General features: G+C 38.2%; 20 protein-coding genes and 4 tRNA genes. 6 read left to right on the top strand and 18 right to left on the bottom strand.

The features are described from left to right. Window positions 1-53: 53 nt before the first annotated feature. From WCX87_RS01725 to WCX87_RS01660, 14 genes are all read right to left on the bottom strand, one after another. Complete coding sequence (locus WCX87_RS01725) at window positions 54-1991, bottom strand: diguanylate cyclase (RefSeq protein WP_345980318.1); 1938 nt, start codon at window positions 1989-1991, stop codon at window positions 54-56. Between the two features lie 115 nt (window positions 1992-2106). Beyond that, window positions 2107-4185, bottom strand: a complete 2079-nt coding sequence (locus WCX87_RS01720; protein ID WP_345980317.1) for an EAL domain-containing protein — start codon at window positions 4183-4185, stop codon at window positions 2107-2109. A gap of 169 nt (window positions 4186-4354) precedes the next feature. After that, a tRNA-Phe gene (locus WCX87_RS01715) sits at window positions 4355-4430 on the bottom strand. Window positions 4431-4460: 30 nt separating this feature from the next. After that, window positions 4461-4536, bottom strand: a tRNA-Phe gene (locus WCX87_RS01710). A gap of 9 nt (window positions 4537-4545) precedes the next feature. Then, window positions 4546-4620 (bottom strand) — tRNA-Asn (locus WCX87_RS01705). A 41-nt stretch (window positions 4621-4661) separates the two neighbouring features. Next, window positions 4662-5612 carry a radical SAM protein gene (locus WCX87_RS01700; RefSeq protein WP_345980316.1) on the bottom strand — a complete coding sequence of 317 codons (951 nt, stop codon included), beginning with the start codon at window positions 5610-5612 and terminating at the stop codon, window positions 4662-4664. Beyond that, window positions 5602-6633, bottom strand: a complete 1032-nt coding sequence (gene hemE / locus WCX87_RS01695) for a uroporphyrinogen decarboxylase (protein WP_345980315.1) — start codon at window positions 6631-6633, stop codon at window positions 5602-5604. The genes WCX87_RS01700 and hemE overlap by 11 nt, the downstream gene beginning before the upstream one ends. Window positions 6634-6648: 15 nt before the next feature. Further along, a complete protein-coding gene (locus WCX87_RS01690; protein WP_345980314.1) occupies window positions 6649-7167 on the bottom strand; it encodes a YqhA family protein in 519 nt (172 codons plus the stop codon). Window position 7168: 1 nt separating this feature from the next. After that, window positions 7169-8200 (bottom strand): aspartate-semialdehyde dehydrogenase, encoded by a 1032-nt coding sequence (locus WCX87_RS01685; RefSeq protein ID WP_345980313.1) that lies wholly within the window; start codon window positions 8198-8200, stop codon window positions 7169-7171. Between the two features lie 16 nt (window positions 8201-8216). Beyond that, the gene (locus WCX87_RS01680) at window positions 8217-9368 is read right to left on the bottom strand and encodes a sigma-54 dependent transcriptional regulator (protein ID WP_345981081.1); all 1152 of its coding nucleotides are present in this window, start codon (window positions 9366-9368) and stop codon (window positions 8217-8219) included. A gap of 30 nt (window positions 9369-9398) precedes the next feature. Then, window positions 9399-9656, bottom strand: a complete 258-nt coding sequence (locus WCX87_RS01675) for a hypothetical protein (protein ID WP_345980312.1) — start codon at window positions 9654-9656, stop codon at window positions 9399-9401. Between the two features lie 104 nt (window positions 9657-9760). Further along, window positions 9761-10333, bottom strand: coding sequence for an LPP20 family lipoprotein (locus tag WCX87_RS01670; RefSeq protein WP_345980311.1), 573 nt, complete (start codon window positions 10331-10333; stop codon window positions 9761-9763). Between the two features lie 46 nt (window positions 10334-10379). Then, window positions 10380-12866, bottom strand: coding sequence for a DNA gyrase subunit A (gene gyrA, locus WCX87_RS01665; protein WP_345980310.1), 2487 nt, complete (start codon window positions 12864-12866; stop codon window positions 10380-10382). Between the two features lie 79 nt (window positions 12867-12945). Beyond that, entirely contained in the window at window positions 12946-14352 is a 1407-nt protein-coding gene (locus tag WCX87_RS01660) for a protein adenylyltransferase SelO (protein ID WP_345980309.1), read from the bottom strand. A gap of 181 nt (window positions 14353-14533) precedes the next feature. Between WCX87_RS01660 and WCX87_RS01655 the strand changes: the two genes are divergently transcribed. The 5 genes from WCX87_RS01655 (at window position 14534) to WCX87_RS01635 (ending at window position 18243) form a co-directional block, all read left to right on the top strand. Further along, entirely contained in the window at window positions 14534-15835 is a 1302-nt protein-coding gene (locus tag WCX87_RS01655) for an ammonium transporter (protein ID WP_345980308.1), read from the top strand. 15 nt (window positions 15836-15850) lie between these two features. Continuing rightward, the gene (locus WCX87_RS01650; protein WP_345980307.1) at window positions 15851-16189 is read left to right on the top strand and encodes a P-II family nitrogen regulator; all 339 of its coding nucleotides are present in this window, start codon (window positions 15851-15853) and stop codon (window positions 16187-16189) included. A 125-nt stretch (window positions 16190-16314) separates the two neighbouring features. Continuing rightward, entirely contained in the window at window positions 16315-16887 is a 573-nt protein-coding gene (gene amrA / locus WCX87_RS01645) for an AmmeMemoRadiSam system protein A (protein WP_345980306.1), read from the top strand. Between the two features lie 55 nt (window positions 16888-16942). Then, window positions 16943-17731, top strand: a complete 789-nt coding sequence (amrB, locus tag WCX87_RS01640; protein ID WP_345980305.1) for an AmmeMemoRadiSam system protein B — start codon at window positions 16943-16945, stop codon at window positions 17729-17731. Window positions 17732-17892: 161 nt separating this feature from the next. Further along, a complete protein-coding gene (locus WCX87_RS01635) occupies window positions 17893-18243 on the top strand; it encodes a hypothetical protein (RefSeq protein WP_345980304.1) in 351 nt (116 codons plus the stop codon). A gap of 73 nt (window positions 18244-18316) precedes the next feature. Here WCX87_RS01635 and WCX87_RS01630 read toward each other — a convergent pair whose 3' ends face one another. The 4 genes from WCX87_RS01630 to zapB all read right to left on the bottom strand — a co-directional run bounded on the left by WCX87_RS01630 (window position 18317) and on the right by zapB (window position 19521). Continuing rightward, window positions 18317-18778 (bottom strand): flagellar basal body-associated FliL family protein, encoded by a 462-nt coding sequence (locus WCX87_RS01630; protein ID WP_345980303.1) that lies wholly within the window; start codon window positions 18776-18778, stop codon window positions 18317-18319. Window positions 18779-18941: 163 nt separating this feature from the next. Beyond that, a tRNA-Arg gene (locus WCX87_RS01625) sits at window positions 18942-19018 on the bottom strand. Window positions 19019-19071: 53 nt separating this feature from the next. Then, window positions 19072-19287 (bottom strand): hypothetical protein, encoded by a 216-nt coding sequence (locus tag WCX87_RS01620; RefSeq protein WP_345980302.1) that lies wholly within the window; start codon window positions 19285-19287, stop codon window positions 19072-19074. 6 nt (window positions 19288-19293) lie between these two features. Then, window positions 19294-19521 carry a cell division protein ZapB gene (gene zapB, locus WCX87_RS01615; protein WP_345980301.1) on the bottom strand — a complete coding sequence of 76 codons (228 nt, stop codon included), beginning with the start codon at window positions 19519-19521 and terminating at the stop codon, window positions 19294-19296. Between the two features lie 226 nt (window positions 19522-19747). Here zapB and WCX87_RS01610 point away from each other — a divergent pair, with 226 nt between their 5' ends. Beyond that, window positions 19748-20728 carry an HD domain-containing phosphohydrolase gene (locus tag WCX87_RS01610; RefSeq protein WP_345980300.1) on the top strand — a complete coding sequence of 327 codons (981 nt, stop codon included), beginning with the start codon at window positions 19748-19750 and terminating at the stop codon, window positions 20726-20728. Window positions 20729-20733: the final 5 nt, after the last annotated feature.

Raw genomic sequence — 20733 nt, 5'->3', positions numbered from 1 at the left:
ATCTCCTCTTTTACATGTAATAAAATAATAGTACAAATAAGCTATTATTTGCGTTAAAGAGAATCTCTATAAAATTCATATCTCTCTTCTTTTTTCTCTTTAGCGACATACATCGCCTTATCTGCATTATTTAAAAGTATACTGCGTTCTTCTCCATTTTCAGGATATATACTTATGCCTATACTCAAAGAAGGAAGTAAATAATGTTCAAATATAAACAACGGTTTTTCAACGTTTTGGATTATTTTTTTAACAATATTAAGGGCATCTTTTGAGTCTTTCAGTTCCGTTAATATGATCGCAAACTCATCGCCTCCAAGTCTAGAAACAGTATCTTCATCCCTTACACATGCTAAAAGACGCTTCGCAACCTCTTTAAGAAGATAATCACCTATCTCATGACCTAACGTATCATTTACCTCTTTAAAACGGTTCAAATCAATAAATAGCACAGCGACTTTATTTTTACGTCGTTTTGCCATTTTGATCGCTTTATCCAGATTATCGTTAAAGTTCATTCTATTTGGAAGAGATGTCAGCGTATCATGACTTGCGAGATGTGCCATTTTCAGTTCATAAACTTTACGTTCACTAATATCTGAAAATACCGATACATACCCGCTAACGCTTCCATCTGGATTTTTAACAGCTGTAATGCTTTGCAGGGTTGTAAACAACTCGCCGTTTTTACGTTTGTTGTTTATCTCTCCGTACCATGTACCTTTAATGTTTATCGTACTCCACATCTTTTTGTAAAAATCTTTATCTAGTAGTCCTGATTGCAAAAAGCTAGGGTTCTTTCCTGCCACCTCTTCAAATGTATATCCGGTTACTTCAGTAAATGTACTGTTTACCCTTATAATCTTGACATCGGCATCTGTTATCATAATACCCTCGTGCGTGTGTTCAAATACAAGTGATGCTTCTTGAAGAGCGAGTTCATACCGTTTCTTTTCTGTAATATCTTCAACATTTGACCAGATATATTTTTGACCGTCTCGCTCCAATATACATCCCGAGAGTCTGACATTCACTAAATGGCCGTCTTTATGAATGTACTCTTTTTCATAAGGACCATACTCTCCTTTTTTAAAAAGGCTATTGAGTTGCTGATACTCTTGGGGTGTATATTTTTCCGGCGTGATATCCCAATAAGTCATGCTTAATATCTCATCAGCCTCATAACCTGTCAACTTCAAAAATGCAGGATTTACATCTATCATCTTCCCTTTTATGTCAGTCAGAGCAAGTCCGATCTGAGACTTGTTAAACAGCATACGGTTATATTGTCTGTTTCTCTCGATCTCTGCAAGAAGGGGATGAGTAAAGTACAGGACAATAAAGCTGCCTATGATAATAAGTATAATGCTTCCAAATAATCCAAATAGTGCAGCTTGTATATATGGAGCTTGTATCTCTGAAAGGTCTATTTTAGCGACTATTCCCCAAGAAAAAGCATTGATAGGCTCGTATGCTGCTAACACGTAACTGCCGCGATAATCAAGTCCTACCAGACTTCCGGATTTACCTTGTAATGCCAAACGCATCGGCTCGGCAAGTGTAGAATCAATAGTTATAGAGTTCATTCTATCGACTTCATTATGACGATGACTCAACAAAAAGCGTATCTTATTACCATCAAGCTTTCCAAGAACGAACTCTCCAGTCTCACCAAATCCTGAAAATTTTTCATGAGCGTACATAAGCTTTTTCAAAACTTCAGACTCAGATTTTGTTTTTGACAGCTTATCTCCATCATGATCTATATCATTTATTTTCGTCTGAAAATCTATGATCATATTTATCATAACAGCTTCACTCTGAACGATTTCGGTAAGACGTTTTTTTTGCTGTTCAAATCCAATCTTATATAAGCCGTAAATAGATGCATTTGTAACGACAATGACGACGAGAACCATTATTGAAATGAGTTGATATGGAGATTTTTGCAGTTTTTTATAGGAGCTGTTGTTGTCATTATATTTTTTCATAACACACCCACTATTTTATTTAGGTTTGACCGTTTTAGAAAATCATTGACCAAATACATATTAAAAATAATAGTACAACTTAAAAAATAACAATTAAAAAATAAAACTCTATCTTTTAACGAAAATTTTTCATATAACTTATAAACTCCTCATATGATAACGGTTTTGAATAAAAATAGCCTTGTACTTTTGTACAACCTAACTCTTTTAAAATATCTATATGAGTCTGTGTCTCAGAACCTTCTGCAATAACACTCTTATTTAATGATTTTGATAGAGCGACAATAGCCTGAACTATTGATCTGTCATCTTCATTCTTATCGATATCCAGTACAAAACTTTTATCGATCTTTATTGTATCTGCAGGAAGTTTTTTCAGATAACTCAAAGATGAATAACCCGTTCCGAAGTCATCGATCGATATCTTTATCCCATACTTTGTGATCTCTTTTAACTTGGCAAGTGCCTCTTCGAGATTGTTCATGATCTGAGTCTCGGTTATCTCAAGTTCTATGTTGCTTTTAGCGATACCGACTTCATCTACGATCCTTCCTAAATCCTCTAAAAAGTCATCATTTTCTATCTGTATGTAGGATATATTGATCGAGATACATAGATCGTTGAAACCTGCACCATAAAAGCTCTTTGTATCACTAAGAGCCTGTTTTATGATCCATAAGCCGACCTCATATATAAGTCCGTTTTCCTCTAAGACCGGTATAAACTTATCGGGTGGGATAAAACCCAAGTTAGGACTGTTCCAACGTAAAAGCGCTTCCATACCATACACTTTGTTTAGAGAGACATCTATCTTTGGCTGATACACAAGATGAAACTCATTGTTTGCCAAAGCACTTCTCAGATTATTATTAAGTGCCATACGTTCTGAGACTATCTCTCCCATGGTTTTAGAATAAAACTCATATCCGCTTTTACCCAAAGCCTTCACATGATACATCGCCGTATCAGCTGCTTTCATCAGTTCATGGTAGGTCTTTCCGTTTTCAGGATATACGCTTATGCCGATACTTGCTCCAGAAAAAAAATCATGACTATTGAACTTAAAGGGCTGGTTAAATATATCAACGATTTTACCTGCTATTACCCCTAAACTCGAAGCAGTTTTAAAATCTTCTATTAAAATAGTAAACTCATCTCCGCCAAAACGTCCAACAATATCCTCTTCTCTAATAGCGTCTTTTAGTCTTTTAGCCGCGTTTTCTAAAAACTTATCTCCGATGAGATGTCCGAAAGTATCGTTTATGATCTTAAAGTTATCCAGATCGATGAAGAACAGGGCTATATTACTATTTTTTCTTTTGGCTACAGCAATCTTATGATTGAATCTTTCCTCAAAGAAAACTCTATTTGGCAGTTTCGTAAGTCCATCGTAATATGCCAAGTTATTGATGACTTCTTCCTGCTCTTTTTTTAAAGTTATGTCACTGGATACTGCGATGTAATGTGTGATGATATCCTCTTTATTTTTTATGGAGACGATAGATGTCTCTGCCGTATAAAGCTCACCGTTTTTCCTACGGTCCATTATCTCACCCTGCCACTTACCTGTTTTATTTATCTGTTTCCACATATCGTTATAAAACTTTTTATCATGCCAGCCCGAACTTAAGATAGAAGGTTTTTGACCTAAGAGTTCGTCTAGCGGATATCCTGTGTTTTTACAAAAAGCGTTATTGGCATTGATGATTTTTTGGGTTGCATCCGTAATGACCACACCGTCTGTCATAGTAGAAAATACTTTAGCAGAGAGTTGTAAATTACTTTCACTCTTCTTTCTTTCTGTCACATCTCTTATAAACACAAAGAATCTGCCGCCATATATGGTTAAAAATGTGGTCGTTATCTCTACATCATAGATCTCGCCGTTTTTTCTGCGATGCTTTGTCTCAAAGCTGTCATTTCCTGTTTTAATGATCTTTTCGATATGTTTTTTTGTCTCTTGTGGAGTTTCTTTTGCCTCGATATCGGGTATTTTCATGGTTAAAAGTTCATCTCTAGTGTAGCCGGACATCTGACAGAAGGCATTGTTTACTTCAAGAAAATTTCCCTGCATATCATTGACCCAGTAGCCTTCACTCGTCGTTTCAATGATAGCGTTGTACTGATATGCTACTTTTTCAGCGTCAGACAGTTCATTAAAAATATGATCTTTATTATCTCTAGATTTTTTCATATGATCGATACACATCCATGATTTAGTTCATCCATTTTATCACATTTTTTGAAATTCATATAACTTAAAAAAATAAAAGAAAATGGAAATAAAGATGCAGCAATAATAGAGTGGCTTTTAATGGGGATGCTAATAAAATATAAATATACGTAAAATAGATTTGTGGAAGTGGTGGCCAATCTCGGAATCGAACCAAGGACACAGTGATTTTCAGTCACTTGCTCTACCGACTGAGCTAATTGGCCATGTAAAAAATGGGTTGTAAAAAGTTGAAGTGGTGGCCAATCTCGGAATCGAACCAAGGACACAGTGATTTTCAGTCACTTGCTCTACCGACTGAGCTAATTGGCCATAAAAATGTGGCTCCGGATACTGGATTCGAACCAGTGACCAAGTGATTAACAGTCACCTACTCTACCGCTGAGCTAATCCGGAATATTTATGAGCCGCAATTATATGTTAAACAAACTTAATTGTCAAGATTTTTGGCGTTTTCTTTTTAGATTTCTGGATAGTACTAAAAACTCTAAGTTCCCGACTTTGTTTATGGAGATATCTCCCGCTTCTATCAGCTTTTTCAACCTCTCTTGTGATGCTTCGTCAAACAAAAGAGCAGTATCGTCAAAAGTGAGCGGACGCTTGTCTAATGTGTTAATGATCTCCTCGTCGCTGTAACTGCTTTGACACGACTCAGCATGTACTCTAGAAGCGATGTGAATAGGTAATGATGCATCAAACATATGAGCTATATCGAAGAGTTCGGAGTAGCTTATACCCTGAACAGGATATGCCGGAGGACGATCTATGGTCCCTATATCAATACGCTCCACGCGTTGAAGTTTTTTTAACACCTCGTTTAAAGCTTTTACCTCCTCTTTAGTATCGTTGAGCCCGTAGACAAAAAGTATCTCGATATAAAGCTTGCCGGCAAACTTTTTAGAGAACTCTTCTACTTTACATGTAAGGGCATCTATATCTATGCCGTTATGCGGTCTGTCTATCTTTTTAAAGGTTTCCGGTGTCACAGCATCTAGCGAAAGTTTTACCTGATCTAGCTTCAAAAGGGTGTGAAACACTTTTTCATCAGCCAGTGTCGCACTGTTAGTAAGGATAAGGATCTCTTTATCATCCTTTATCTTATCTATCTCGGCAATGAGTTCATCAAGATATGGGTAGAGAGTGGGTTCACCGTTAGCAGTCAGTGTTATGACATCTATGTTGTGGTGCTCAGCCAGTGCAGTTTTTAGATCTTTTATGATCGTCTGTACGCTTACGATATCTGTCTGTTTATCAACTGTCGCAGCAGGAGCGAGTTCGCAGTAAAGACAGTCAAAGTTACACTGTTTTACCGCGGGAGAAAGGTCAATGCCTAAAGAGTTTCCGAACCTTCTTGAACGGATCGGTCCGAATATGGTTTTATTTTCCACTGACTCTATGACACTCATTTACGAAATGCTTCGCATTTTCCACCGGTACATCTGGAAGGATTCCGTGACCAAGGTTAAATATATGGCGTTTGCCCTGCATAGTCTCTTGAATGACCTCTACACACTCAGTCGTTGCTTCTTTAGAGTAAAGTCTGCACGGTTCCATATTTCCTTGAAGAACATACTTGTCACCGAGTTTTTCTTTTGCCAGCTTCATAGGAGTCGACCAGTCCACACCGAACACGTCAAAGTTTCCGTATACTTTGTCTAAGAATGCCGGGATCCCTTTAGGGAACATGATAACAGGGATATGTGGATATTTCTCTTTAAGATACTCTGCGATCTCCACCATATATTTCCAAGAGAACTCATCATATTTGCCAGGCTCTATAGCTGCTGCCCACGAGTCAAATATCTGAACGACATCCACACCGCTCTCTATCTGTTTTTCCATATAGAATTTTACTACTTCAGTCACTTTTGCAAGGATCTTATGAAGTAACTCAGGGTTAGAGTACATCATCTTTTTACAGATATTGTAAGTCTTTGTGCCTTCACCCTCTATCATGTATGTAGCTAGAGTCCAAGGTGCACCGGTAAAACCGATAAGCGCTTTATCTTCAGCCAACTGCTCTTTTATAAGCTTGATCGTCTCATAAACATAAGTCAGTTTTGAAGCTGCTTCTTCACCGCCGATAAGTCTGTCAAGATCAGCTTCGCTTCTGATAGGATCAGAAAACTTAGGACCTTCTCCCTTTACAAACGAAAGGTCCATCCCCATCTCATCGGGAATGACTAAGATATCGCTAAATAAAATAGCGGCATCGACACCGACGATATCGACAGGCTGAAGTGTGACCTCACACGCTTTTTTCGGGTCATGACAAAGGTTTAAAAAGTTACCCGCTTCTGCACGTACTTTCATATATTCCGGCAGATAACGACCCGCTTGACGCATCATCCATACAGGAGTATACGGCGTTTCTTTACCAAAACATGCGTCTACAAAAATTTTACTCATCAATAATATCCTCTTTTAGTGTTTACTTCCGACTTTACTTAAAAAGTATAACCCCACACTCACTGCCGTGATAGAAAGTGCAAGATACATCATCTCTAGTGCACCGTGATACTCCGTATGTCCTACACGCTGAAAAAAGTTGACAACAAGTACCATAACGATCACTTTTGAGATCTTGTCTTTTAGCTGGTCCAACGAATGAATAGCAAGTATCTTGTTTTCCCTTGTCTCATCCTCTTTTGCCGCATCGATATCTGAGATAAACAGTTCATACAGACCAAACGAGAAAAGAAGCATAACGACACCGATCAGGTACAAGTCGACCGCACCTATGATCCCGCCTACGACATCTTCATGAAAGTTTTCAGGATGCAGGTGATTAAAGTATGTCAAAAACACTTTTTTTGCTGTGTCATAGACATCAAAACTCGCTACGGCAAAAAGAGCGATAGCACCGATCAGACCGAATATAACCGCTAATAGAACAATAAATCTAGTGCTCCACAGACCGTTTTCAAATATTCTTTCAAGCATCTTAGTTAGCCTCTTGCATCTCTACCCATTTTTGGGCGATACGAACGGCATTTGTAGCCGCACCTACTCTTAGGTTATCTGCAACGACAAACATATGGATCATATTATCGTTAAATAAGTCACCTCTGATACGTCCTACAAATGTCTCGTTTTGATCCATACATGCTATCGGCATCGGGTATTCGCTCGCTTGCGGGTTATCTAAGACTATGATATTCGGCGCTTTTGCAAGTACTGCTCTTGCTTCTTCAGCCTTTACATCGTTTTCAAACGTAAGTGTAAGAGCTTCTGCATGTCCGCGAAGAGTTGGTACACGCACACATGTAGCACTGAGCTGTATGTTTTTATGCATGATCTTCGATGTTTCATTTACCATTTTCAGCTCCTCTTTCGTATAGCCGCTGTCAGTAAAAGAATCTATCTGAGGAATGACGTTAAGCGCTATCTGATGAGGAAACTTGTTGTGTTCTGCTTCATCTAGTTTAAATGCAAAAAACGACTGCATCTGATTTACAAGTTCTTCCATTGCAGATTTACCCGCACCCGAAGTCGCCTGATATGTAGCAACATCGACACGGATAAGTCCATAAGCCTTATCTAGCGGTTTTAATGCTTGAACCATCTGAATTGTCGAACAGTTTGGATTTGCGATTATGCCGCTATCTTTCCAAAGTGCTATATCTTCAGGGTTTACTTCAGGAACCACTAGAGGAACGTTTTTATCCATTCTAAAGTGACTTGTATTATCTACGACGACCGCTCCCGCTTTTACAGCAAAAGGAGCAAATTTAGCTGAAACACTTCCGCCGGCGCTAAAAAGTGCTATCTGGATATCTTCCTCTTCAAAGACTGTCTCAGTAAGCTCTTTGATCACGATCTCTTTTCCGTTAAACTCAACTGTTGTACCGGCACTTCTGCTGCTTGCAAGGGGAACCAGTTTTGCAAGAGGAAAATCTATCTCTTCTAAAACTCTTAATATTTCCTCTCCAACAGCACCATTCGCACCGACAACAGCAACATTGTATTTACTCATATTTTCTCCTAAATTTTTAATATAATCCGCGACTTTCTAAAAAAAGATTCTCAGGTGTGATCTCATCACCGTCACTCAGTATCGCGGCTCTTTGAACAACAGAGATAAGCTCTCTGATATTTCCAGGCCAGGTATAAAGCATCAACTGCTCTTTTGCTTCTTCATTAAATCTTTTTTCACAAAATCCGTACTCATTACAGCTCTGTTCAAGTATATTTTCGGCGATCGGTAATATCTCCTCTTTACGTTCACGTAAAGGCGGGATACTAAGTGGGATCGTATTTAAACGATAATACAGATCCTCTCTAAATTCACCGTTTTTTATCTTTTCCATCAGGTTCGCATTTGTCGCCGATATTATACGAATATCTATCTTAATCGACTTAGATGAACCTAGACGTCTTATCTCTTTTTCCTGCAGTGCACGAAGAAGTTTTGCTTGAACACCGTAAGGCATCTCAGCTATCTCATCTAAAAAAAGCGTACCGCCGTTCGCATTTTCAAAATGTCCCGCTTTTGCTTCGGTGGCATCGGTGAACGCACCCTTTTCATATCCGAAAAGTTCACTCTCTATAAGGTTATCGGGAATCGCCGCCATATTGATAGCGACAAAAGCTTTTTTAACCCTTTGAGAGTTTTCATGCACATACTTTGCAAACACCTCTTTACCTACACCGCTCTCACCTAGAAGCAACACTGTCGCATCTGTCTTGGCAGCTTTGTCTGTTATACAAAGGAGTTTACTTAATGCAGCAGATGTAGCAGCAAAGCCGTTAGAACTGCCTGCTTTTGCTTTTGGAGCAGCTTTTTTAACGACTTTTGATACTTCATCAGCTCTTTTAATAGCTTTAATGAGTGTATCTATTTCAAAAGGTTTTAGTAAAAAATCTTTGACACCGAGCTGAATAGATTCTATCGCTCTTTGAAGTGTAGCGTTTCCTGTCATTATGATCACCTCATATTTTCCATTTAGCGCTTTTACAAACTCAATACCGTCCATTCCGGGCATATTGATATCTGTAATTACAAGTTCAAAGCTGTCGTCTATGCCTTTAAGTGCATCTTTTGCATTCTTAAAAGTCTTGATATCAAACTCTTTATAATCTTCCATTGCGATCTCTAAAGACTTACGCATATTGATATCATCTTCAACGATGGCAATTTTCACCATAAACCTCACTTTTAATGTATAAAACTACTATTTAAAAGGGGCTATTTTAACTAAATTATCATTAAACTCGACTGTAAAACATGTCGGCTTTAAAGTGACGATGGTAAGAGAGCTGTTAATGCCGTTATTCGTCACTTCATCACTTCTTACATGTAAGCCTATAGAGTTTATATATGTAAAGAAAAGTTCGCTGTTTTGTAAAATTATTTTTTTTAAGTCTTTTGTATCGTTTGTAGTGGAAAGAAGCAGTTTAGACTCTCCGATTTCACCGCTGCAAGGTGTCATCGCACGAGATATGTCTAAACTATCGTTTAAAAGGATCGCATCTTTTATAGCATAACGATAAGAGATGATATACTCATCGCCATTAAGATTGCTAAAGCAAAATATTAATGTGCAAATTGAGAATAAGAGATTAAAATTTCCATCTCTACTTCGCACAGACCCTCTTTAAAGTTTGTTTCTACGACGTTCGCATTACGGACCATAGCATCTACCGATGTACGGACAGTTGAACGCTGTACCATCATGTTTTTCACTAAATCATAACCCTCTACTCTTACGCCTTTGACTTTTTCCGCGATCAAACGGTAAGCATCAGCAACAGCAGCACGTTTAGCAAGAGCATAAGCTTGTGCAGGTGAACTTGTATTGATCGGGGCTACACCCTCACCTGTAACGCTAATACGTATAGGATGATTTGGAGTAAGTTCTTCATCGCCGCCATTTACATTACTTTGAGCTTTAGGTTTTTCAGGCACAGGCTCTTTTTGTATCTCATCACGATGATTACAGTTACAAGTCACATTTGCAGCCGGAGCCGGAGCAGTATTTACTGCAGGAGTCGAGATCATCGGTGTCGGTTTAACGGTGTTGACCTCAGTATTTTGTGCAGCCTCTACATCTTCAGCATATACTGAAGCAGAGAGAAGTAGTGCTGCTAAAATGAGTGAGTATTTCATTATGCAATCCTTAATAGCAAGTTTATTGTAAAGGATTAAGCATAAACTATTCCAACTCTAATGTCGGAGTATCTTCTGACTCAGAATCATCTTCCTCATCTTCCTCTTTTTTCGGACAACGAGAGATATTGACGACATCATCGCCTTTTACGATATATACACCGCTTGTATTTCTAGAAGACTTAGATATCGTCTGCATATCGACACGGATCATCTTACCGCCGACAGTTAGTGCCATCATATCCATGTTCTCATCGACCATCAGACATCCAACGACATTTACACCTGTTTTTTGGTTGAGTTTCATAGCAATAACGCCTGAACCGCCACGGTTAGTAAGTCTGTATTCTCCTGCATCAGTACGTTTACCGATACCTTTTTCACTTACCATCAGGATCTCTTGATCATCACTTTCTATCACATTCGCATCAACGACTTTATCGCCAGGTATTTTAAATTTGATACCTCTTACACCGCGAGTCGAACGACCTTGTTCACGAGTTTTTTCTATATCAAACTTAATACATTGTGCTTTTTGAGTCACAATGAAAAGATATTTCGTCTCTTTAGTCGCTATCTTCGCTACGATCAATGTATCGTCATCATCTAGTACGATCGCTCTGACACCGTTGCTTCTGATGTTTGAGAACTCTGAAAGGTTCGTACGTTTAACAATACCCTTCTCAGTAAAGAATGTCAGTGACTTATCTTCACTAAAGTCTGTTGTCGGAAGAATAGAACGGATATTCTCATCTGCTACAAGATTAAGCAGGTTAACAACCGCTTTACCTTTTGCCGTTCTGCTTCCCTCAGGAATCTTATACACTTTCAACCAGTGCAGCTGACCACGGTCTGTGATAAACAGCAGGGTATCATGCGTGTTACATGTAAAGAACTTCTCAATAAAGTCGTCTTCGTATACAGTAACGGCTGTTTTACCTTTACCGCCGCGGCGTTGTTTCTCATACTGAGCTAACGGCACACGCTTGATATATCCACGGTGTGTAATTGTAACGACCATCGGTTCGTTAGGGATAAGATCTTCTATATCTATATCATCATAGTCATCTTCAATCTCTGTACGTCTTTCGATAGCGTAAGTTTCATATACCTCATCAAATTCATCTTTGATGATCCCGTGTAGAACTTCTTCGCTTTTTAAGATAGATTCTAAGTATTCGATAAGTGCGATCAACTCTTTGAGTTCGTTCTCGATTTTCTCACGCTCTAAGCCTGTCAATCTTCCAAGACGCATGTCCACGATGCTTTGAGCCTGGATAGGTGAAAAATCAAATTCGCTTACCAGGTTGTCACGTGCATCTTCAATACTTGCACTTGTCTTGATAACTCTGATGATCTCGTCGATGATATCAAGCGCTTTTTTCAGACCCTCTAAGATATGTGCACGCGCTTTCGCTTTTTCAAGATCGAAAATAGTTCTACGGATGATAACAGTCTTACGGTGGTTGATAAACTGTTTAAGTATCTCTTTGATCCCGAAAATACGAGGCTCTTGGTTAAGGATAGAGAGCATGATGATACCAAACGTAGTCTGCATGTTTGTAGATTTGTACAGGTTGTTTAGTACGATCTCACTCATAGCATCACGTTTAAGTTCGATGACGACACGGATACCTTCACGGTCAGATTCATCTCTTATCTCAGAGATCCCGTCGATCACTTTCTCTTTTACAAGGTTTGCGATACTCTCGATCAAACGAGCTTTGTTTACTTGGTATGGAAGTTCATCGATAACGATTACGTCTTTATTTGCTTTTTTCTCAATATGAGTCTTTGCACGGACTTTGATACGGCCGCGTCCAGTCTCATACGCATCCATAATCCCTTTTTTACCGAAGATCGTTCCACCTGTCGGAAAATCCGGTGCTTTAATGTACTCCATAAGTTCATAAAGTTCACAATCAGGATTTTCCAAGACAAGTTTTAGACCGTCGATCACTTCTCTTGGATTATGAGGAGGAATATTTGTAGCCATACCGACTGCGATCCCGCTTGAACCGTTTATAAGAAGATTTGGAACACGAGTAGGAAGAACGTCAGGTTCCTGAGTCGTCCCGTCGTAGTTGTCTATCATATTGACAGTGTTTTTTTCTAAGTCTTTTAACAGTTCACCTGCATATCTTGTCATACGGGCTTCCGTATAACGCATAGCTGCAGCGTTATCTCCGTCGATAGAACCGAAGTTTCCTTGTCCGTCAACAAGAGGCATACTCATAGAAAATGGCTGTGCCATACGTACCAGCGCATCATAAACAGCAGTATCCCCGTGCGGGTGGTACTGACCGATAACGTCACCGACTATACGTGCAGATTTTTTATACTTTGCACCGGCTGACAGATTCAGCTTATCCATAGCATAAAGGATACGTCTATGAACAGGTTTTAAACCATCACGAACATCAGGAAGTGCACGACCTATAATAACGCTCATAGAGTAGTCAAGATAACTGCTCTGAAGAGTGTCTTCTATGTTTATATTCTGTATATCACTGTTTTCTAACAAATCGCTCATCAATAATGCCTAGAAATAATTTTTTCCCATTCTAGCGAAACTTGCCTTAAGTTTCTACTAACTTGGCAATATGCAATGATTAAGATGAACAACTGAGCTTTAAAGCCTTAAATTTATGCGGTGTCGCCTTTGCATATCTGCTGAACTCTTCATGCTCTTCATACGGATTCTGTGCTATATATAAAAACGAATCAACCAAAGAGAAATCCCCTGTTTCCGCTTTTTCTATCGCTTCTTGAAGCATATAGTTTTTTAAAACATATTTTGGATTGACCCTTTTCATATCCTCTTTACATGGAAGCTCTTTTTCATACTCCTCCAACCATTCAATTATTCGTTTATCTGATATAAAGAGCTTGCCTATCTCATCTTTACTCTCATATTCGCTTAACGTTCTAAAGAAGAGCGTATAGTCGACTGCATCGTTTTGCATGATGTTAAAAAGCCACTGTATCAATTTGGAACGGTCTTTACTCTCATCAAGTCCAAGCTTTGCACACATCAAAGAGTGAAAATGCTGTGTGAAGTATGTAGGATACCTCTCAAGTACCTCTTTCCCCTTATCCATATTAATAAGAGGAGACAGAGCTTTTAGAAGCATGGAAAGGTTCCAGTAACCTATATTTGGCTGATTACCGAAACTGTATCGTCCCTCAGCATCCGTGTGATTACATATAAAATCAAAATCATAATCATCCAAGAACGAATACGGCCCGTAATCGATCGTAAGTCCCTCGATAGACATATTGTCCGTGTTCATCACTCCGTGAGAAAAGCCTACGCTTTGCCAGTGAGCCATAAGATGAGCCGTGCGTTTTACTATCTCTTCATACATTAATATATAACGGTTCTCTTTTTGAGACAATTCACTGAAACTTTGTTCTATTACGTAATCGGCCAACTGTTCTAGCTTATCGTGCTTTCTTTTATAATAGAAATACTCGAATGTTCCAAAACGTATCCAGCTTGGTGACACCCGCAAGACGACTGCCCCTTTCTCCCATCTCTCGCGTGCGACGTTCTCGTCGCTTCCTATGACAGCCAAAGCTCTTGTCGTCGGCACACCCAAAGCATGCATCGCTTCACTCATCAGATACTCACGGATGGAGGATCGAAGAACAGCTCTTCCGTCACCCTGTCTTGAGTAACGTGTCAGCCCCGAACCTTTAAGTTGAAGATGCTCTCCTTTTAACTCTCCAAGGTTAATAGCTCTGCCGTCTCCCAGACGAGGAACATAGTATCCAAACTGATGCCCTGCATAACACATAGCAAACGGTTCGCTTCCATCTAATATATAGCTGCCGTTAACAAGATCTGTAAATTTGCTATTATATAGTTCATCTTTATCTATCTCCAACATCTTTGCGACTTCATTGTTAGCAGATATCAAAAACGGCTTCTTTAGCGGTGTAGGTTTTACTTTATGAAAAAACTCCTCATCAAAATTAAGATAATCGGTTTTTAGCTTTATATTTTCTAGTTTCATACCTGCATTTTTACATAGTTCTAGCTTCAAACCATCTAAGCTATCCAATATAGTCAAAACTTATAGCTATTTCTTCAATTGATTAAATTTTAATCATGAAACTGATTTTTAATATACAGCGAAGTGATATACTTTTCTCATAAATTAATTCACTCAAGCGATTGAGTACAAAGGAAATAAAATGAAAAAATGGCTTTTAGCAACATTATTGCTTTTACCTTCTTTAGTTTTGGCTGAAGATGCTCCTAAATTAGATAGCGGTGACACTGCGTGGATGATGATATCTACTGCGTTAGTATTACTTATGACTCCGGCTGGTCTTGCTCTGTTTTACGGTGGTATGACTCGTGCGAAAAACGTACTTAATACATATGCGATGGTTTTCGTAGGATTCAGTGTTGCGTTCATCGCTTGGGTTATTGCTGGTTATTCAATGGCATTTGGAACTGCTGACGGCGGTTTAAACAGTGTTATCGGTGGCTTATCTAACTTTATGCTTGAAGGTATCAAGTGGACAGACTTAAGCGGTACTTACCCGACTTTCGTGTTCATTGCATTCCAAGGTACTTTTGCGGCTATTACTGTTGCTATCGCTAGTGGTTCAATTATTGAGCGTATGAAATTCTCTACTTGGTTAGTGTTCGCAGCTATCTGGACAGTCGTTGTTTATGCTCCGATCGCTCACATGGTATGGGGTGGTGGATTCCTATTTGATGCTGGTACACTTGACTTTGCAGGTGGTACAGTTGTTCACATGAATGGTGGTCTTGCTGGTTTAGTACTTGCTTACTTAGTCGGTAAACGTAACGGTTATCCAAAAATTGCTATGAAACCTATGAGTGTTATGCTTACTGCTCTTGGTGCAGCTATCCTTTGGTTTGGTTGGTATGGATTCAATGCTGGTTCAGCATTCGGTGCAAACGCAGTCGCTGGTGTAGCTCTTTTAACAACTACTATAGCAACAGCAGTAGCAGCTATCACATGGTTAATCATTGAGTGGACAATATTCAAAAAACCAACTCTTTTAGGTGCAGCTTCAGGTGTTGTAGCTGGTCTAGTTGCGATCACTCCGGCAGCAGGTTTCGTCGGTGTTGGCGGTGCTATCATCGTTGGTGCGGTTGGTTCAGTTATCGGTTTCTTCGGTGTAGCTTTCTTGAAGAAAAAACTTGGATACGATGATAGTTTAGATGCATTTGGTATTCACTTCTTAGCTGGTCTATGGGGTGCGTTAGCAACTGGTATATTCGCTCTAAACGATCAAGATCTTTTATGGGACGGTCCACTTAAAGCAAGTGGTGACAGAATGGGACAAATCATGGTTCAACTTGAGTCTATCGCAGTTGTCGGTCTAGTAACTCTAGTCGGTACAGTTATAGTTTACTTCATAGCTTCTGCTATAACAGGTGGCGGACGTGTTGATGAAGAAACTGAAACAGTCGGTCTTGATGAAGCAGTACACGGTGAACGTGGCTTAAACATATAATAGAAGGATATTTAGATGAAAAGAATAGAAGCGGTTATCAAACCATTCAAACTAGAAGATGTTAAAGATGCTTTAGCAGAGATAGGTATCACAGGTATGACAGTAAGCGAAGTAAAAGGTTACGGTCGTCAAAAAGGGCACAGCGAGCTTTATCGCGGTGCTGAGTATGTTGTAGATTTTCTACCGAAAGTAAAAATGGAGATGGTAGTAGCTGATGAGCAAGTAGATGCTGTATCAAATGCTATCATTAACGCTGCTCGCACTGGTAAGATCGGTGACGGTAAAATCTTTATCAGCGATGTTAACAAAATCATCCGTATCCGTACTGGTGAGACAGATAACGAAGCTATCTAATCCCCTTAGGCACAAATCTTTTGTGCCTACTCCTTTTACTTCCACCCAATTAAGACTTTTTTTTAAACTTTTAAAACTCAAATTTGTTATATAATGAAATAGCACCTTTTTTTAAGGAGAATTTCATGCTTGATACTATTTTGCTCCGTATTGCCAAAACGGCGATCCTTAACAGGTTTGACCCTAAATATCAGATCGATAGAGAGAGCCTTATTAAAAAATACCCTTACTTAGCAGAAGATGGAGCAACTTTCGTAACATTAAACTATGATCATCATCTGCGAGGATGTATAGGTTCCATAATCGCGCATAGACCTTTGATTGATGACATATTGGGCAATGCGGTTTCTGCAGGATTCAATGATCCAAGATTCTCAGCTTTACATGTAGAGGACCTTTCTCATCTTGATCTAGAGGTTTCATTGTTAAGTACACCTACGATATTGGAGTATTATGACTATGATGACCTTGTAGAAAAGATAAGACCGGAAGTCGACGGTTTGATACTCAAACACGGCATCTATCAGGGAACATTCTTACCTCAAGTCTGGGAACAGCTTCCATCTCCTGAACAGTTTTTAGAACACTTAAGCTACAAAGCAGGTGCAAATCCCTCTATCTACAACGAGCATCCGACTATCTACTACTATACTGTCGATGCTATAGAGGAAAGATTCGATGATATACAACCATTATAAAGATGATAACTCGATAGATCTATCAAATGCGGATATGAAATAAAGGAGAATGGTCATGAAAAGAGAGACAAGTGTTGCAGGAACATTTTATCCAAACAGTTCAGATGAGATACTGAGATACTTTAACCATTTCACAACAGTATATGACGAGAACTTTAAACTGCCTGATATAAAAGCAAAAGCAGTCATTGTCCCGCACGCCGGATATATATATTCCGGATTTAGCGCCAATGTCGCATTTAGAGTCTTAAAAAAAAGCGGGATCAAGAACTTTGTCGTGATCGGGCCGTCACATCGTGTCTCCTTTCACGGAGCGAGTCTATGCGAATTTGAGACATATCAGACCCCTCTTGGAGAGATACAAGCTTCCAGTGAACTCTTCCATGACCTAAAAGAAAAGTTCGCTCTGAGCTGTTACCCCGATGCACATCACGAACACAGTACTGAAGTCCAATTTCCATTTATCAAACACTATCTTGGTGATGTTAAGATCGTAGAGATAGTCTACGGTATGGCAGATGCCGAGCATATCTCGGATATTATCGACTATCTATTGACCAAAGATGATACCGGAATCATAATCAGCACCGATCTAAGCCATTTTTATGACTTAAATACGGCAAACCAGCTTGACAGTATATGTATCGATGCGATTAAAAAACTTGATCTAAGAGAATTGCATGAAGGATGTGAAGCCTGCGGGATCATAGGTGTTGAAGCGATGATGATCAGTGCAAAAAGAGCAGGCTTACATGTAAAGATACTGGACTATAGAACAAGTGCCGATGCCAGCGGAGATGAAAATAGAGTCGTTGGCTATCTAAGTTCATGTTTTTATAGATAGCGTTGATATCTTATGTAACCGATGCTCCTCTTTTTCCATTAACAGTTCTAATGAAAAGAGGTCGTTAACAACTCATATTAATAAAAAAAGCTAAGAGCTTTATGATATCTATTGCATTATTATCTCAATACAAGATAAAATAGTAGATAAAAGGAGCATAGATGAAAACAATTGACAAATATGATAATATTGACAACGAGCTGCCAAACTTAGCACCGGTACTCAAGGAAGCTTTACAGGATGATTTTTTAGCTATCCGCAGTGTAGATAAAAGCTGTGAAAAGTACCAAAAAGAGTGTGAGAAAATATGTTTTTTAAACGATGCAGCTTACGTGATCTATTCACCGCATATCAAAAAAGAGAATCATAACAGCGAACTATTCGTGTTTTTAGATAAAACGGGAAAAACACTTTGTCATGTTGGCGGAACAGAGATGGAACTCTATGGTCTTGTAAAACCTTGTGAAAATCTAAAGCTTAGCGAAGACTATAAAAACTCAATACGAAAATAGTTAAGACTCCATACGTACCAAGAGGGTTCCAAACCTCTTGGTACTTTCCCATAGATCTGCGTACAAAGATCTACTACTGAACTATAAACTTCTCAAAGTAAACGTTTTTTACGACATCTCCCTTGAGTCTTTTATTAAGATTTTTCTTGATCTCTATTGATAGACGTTCTTGATCGACACCTGAAGATTTTATATCCAAAATACTATCGATAACATCATTTCTAATGACGGATTGTCTTTTCATGATTTCATCGATTGCATCGTCTTCTGCTTCAATAGAAACCTTTACAAGAAGCTTACTATGTCTCATATTATCATTAATGTTTACAGTAAAATGCCCTAGCGACACCATATTTTCATTACTTGGATTTCTCTTGAAACCGGTTGAGTAATAAAACTCTTTATAGTATTTTGTCTTCATTTTATAACCGCTGTCATCGCCGTGAAGCTTTTTAGTACTTACTTTTGCAAAATCAGATTCTAAAGAGAGTTTAATCAGTACTATAACCAGCAGAGCAAACGATAGAATAAACATCAAGCTTATTAATATCTTTCTTAAATTCATATTTTTCTCGCAATAAATTATTTATACGTATATCTTTCCAATTTATTTTTATTCATATTTGAATAACTTATAAACTTTTTGTGATGATATATTAGCATAAAGTAGCATATTTTAGGGGATTTTTATAAAAGAATGGTACGCCCAAGAGGATTCGAACCTCTGACCGCCGGTACCGCAAACCGGTGCTCTATCCAGCTGAGCTATGGACGCACGTATATTAAAGAGAACGAAATTATATATAAAAAAGCTTATAATAATATAAATTAGTCAAATTTTTTTAAAATCTCTTCTACCTTATGTTCCGCCGTGTATAGTTCATACGTTTTTCTGACATAAGCTTCTAAGATCTTTTTTACTTCATTATTGCCGTCGACATTTAGATCCACTGACATCTGCTTATGCAAAAACGGAGCGAACTGATCGTCTATATTAAGGTCAAAACGCTTGCCGCCGATGGTTATAGATATTTTTTTACTCATAGGCTATTAACTTAATATACTTTCGATTTTATTTACGATCTCTTCTATTTCCATATCTTTATTAGCATTTTCCTGAGCAAGTCTCTCTATCTCTTGATCTTTTATCTCACGCTCAGCTTTTAACGTCATCAACTCATTTCTCAACATCTCGTTCTCACCTTTTAAATTGTGATACTGATGTATCATCTCAGAAACCTTTGAATCCAACTTATCTAACATCGATACTTCTTCCATAAACGAACCTAACAATAATTTTTAGACGACACTCATCTATTTGTATAATTCTATCACAAAATAAAAAATTTAATTGTTAGAAGATATTTATAGTACCGACATTATCAATTGGATATAATTATATCTTTACTAAATAACGATAAGATTCATCAAGGAATAAACAAATTTTCAACATGACAAAAATTTTTAAAAATATACAATTATTGACTGATCCGAGTTGCCTACAATGAAAATAATCGAGATCACCGAAGATTTTGCCGATGAATCATATAGTCTGTTCGATGCAAGCGGTTTGCAGGTTGGCGACACGGTTTCTGATGACATATATATAAAAAGATCCGACAAATATATCATAATCATAGAAGCCGGAACTGTTCTTACTCAAAAACTATATACGGCTTTACAGACACACAGCACCTTATACGTATTGAATAAAGCCAAAAAACATACACATATTAGCGATAATATAAAAAAGGTCAATTGCAAGACACTGCTTATCCGTATTAAACGTGATAAAAAAGACTCTGCTAAAACACTTCAGCTCCTTTATGATGCAGTGCAGAAGCTTTTTGCCGACTATTTAGATAACAAAGACAATAAAATAGATCAATTATGTACCGTATCTATCATAGAATCGATCATTTTTTTATTCAGAAACAATAACAGTTACTTAAAAAATATTATGCCTATGATGCATAATGACCATAAACTTCCCGTACACTCACTCAATGTCACGGTGTATGCTCTTCATCTTGGATATATCCTCAACTTAAATGATGAGCAACTTTTAAAACTGGGGCAAGCGGCACTTCTACATGATATTGGGAAAAAACGCGTTACTTATATTATCGATAAAAGCTCTGAACTTAATAAAGAGGAGTTGGAACAGATATATAAACGCGTCGAGCATAGTCTGCAGATTTTAAGAGAAAACAATATCAATGACACTTTGATAATAGATGCTGTTAAACATCATCAAGAGAGATTTGACGGAAGCGGATACCCAAATGGCTTGAAACAATATGAAATCAGCGATTTCGGTGCAATTATAGCTATCTGCGATGTGTTTGATGCATTAACGACGGATAGACCTTATAGAAAGAGATACGGTACATTTGAAGCGCTCAAGATCATGATGCAGGATCCATCCATGAAAAATAAATTCAATAACGATTATCTCAAACGAGGATTGATCTCTATCACATAAGATGT

This window comes from Sulfurimonas sp. HSL3-2, from assembly GCF_039645965.1.
GTDB classification, from domain to species: Bacteria; Campylobacterota; Campylobacteria; order Campylobacterales; family Sulfurimonadaceae; genus Hydrocurvibacter; species Hydrocurvibacter mobilis.
This window is presented reverse-complemented; position numbering and strand designations above follow the sequence as displayed.

What these genes read in the sequence shown, in the direction of transcription:
- hemE (WP_345980315.1), bottom strand. Translation starts at nt 6,633, where the DNA reads ATGAGTAAAATTTTTGTAGACGCATGTTTTGGTAAAGAAACGCCGTAT.
- WCX87_RS01660 (WP_345980309.1), bottom strand. Translation starts at nt 14,352, where the DNA reads ATGAAACTAGAAAATATAAAGCTAAAAACCGATTATCTTAATTTTGAT.
- gyrA (WP_345980310.1), bottom strand. Translation starts at nt 12,866, where the DNA reads ATGAGCGATTTGTTAGAAAACAGTGATATACAGAATATAAACATAGAA.
- WCX87_RS01655 (WP_345980308.1), top strand. Translation starts at nt 14,534, where the DNA reads ATGAAAAAATGGCTTTTAGCAACATTATTGCTTTTACCTTCTTTAGTT.
- amrA (WP_345980306.1), top strand. Translation starts at nt 16,315, where the DNA reads ATGCTTGATACTATTTTGCTCCGTATTGCCAAAACGGCGATCCTTAAC.
- WCX87_RS01610 (WP_345980300.1), top strand. Translation starts at nt 19,748, where the DNA reads ATGAAAATAATCGAGATCACCGAAGATTTTGCCGATGAATCATATAGT.
- WCX87_RS01675 (WP_345980312.1), bottom strand. Translation starts at nt 9,656, where the DNA reads ATGACACCTTGCAGCGGTGAAATCGGAGAGTCTAAACTGCTTCTTTCC.
- WCX87_RS01725 (WP_345980318.1), bottom strand. Translation starts at nt 1,991, where the DNA reads ATGAAAAAATATAATGACAACAACAGCTCCTATAAAAAACTGCAAAAA.
- WCX87_RS01685 (WP_345980313.1), bottom strand. Translation starts at nt 8,200, where the DNA reads ATGAGTAAATACAATGTTGCTGTTGTCGGTGCGAATGGTGCTGTTGGA.
- WCX87_RS01630 (WP_345980303.1), bottom strand. Translation starts at nt 18,778, where the DNA reads ATGTTTATTCTATCGTTTGCTCTGCTGGTTATAGTACTGATTAAACTC.
- WCX87_RS01635 (WP_345980304.1), top strand. Translation starts at nt 17,893, where the DNA reads ATGAAAACAATTGACAAATATGATAATATTGACAACGAGCTGCCAAAC.
- WCX87_RS01650 (WP_345980307.1), top strand. Translation starts at nt 15,851, where the DNA reads ATGAAAAGAATAGAAGCGGTTATCAAACCATTCAAACTAGAAGATGTT.
- WCX87_RS01670 (WP_345980311.1), bottom strand. Translation starts at nt 10,333, where the DNA reads ATGAAATACTCACTCATTTTAGCAGCACTACTTCTCTCTGCTTCAGTA.
- WCX87_RS01690 (WP_345980314.1), bottom strand. Translation starts at nt 7,167, where the DNA reads ATGCTTGAAAGAATATTTGAAAACGGTCTGTGGAGCACTAGATTTATT.
- WCX87_RS01620 (WP_345980302.1), bottom strand. Translation starts at nt 19,287, where the DNA reads ATGAGTAAAAAAATATCTATAACCATCGGCGGCAAGCGTTTTGACCTT.
- amrB (WP_345980305.1), top strand. Translation starts at nt 16,943, where the DNA reads ATGAAAAGAGAGACAAGTGTTGCAGGAACATTTTATCCAAACAGTTCA.
- zapB (WP_345980301.1), bottom strand. Translation starts at nt 19,521, where the DNA reads ATGGAAGAAGTATCGATGTTAGATAAGTTGGATTCAAAGGTTTCTGAG.
- WCX87_RS01720 (WP_345980317.1), bottom strand. Translation starts at nt 4,185, where the DNA reads ATGAAAAAATCTAGAGATAATAAAGATCATATTTTTAATGAACTGTCT.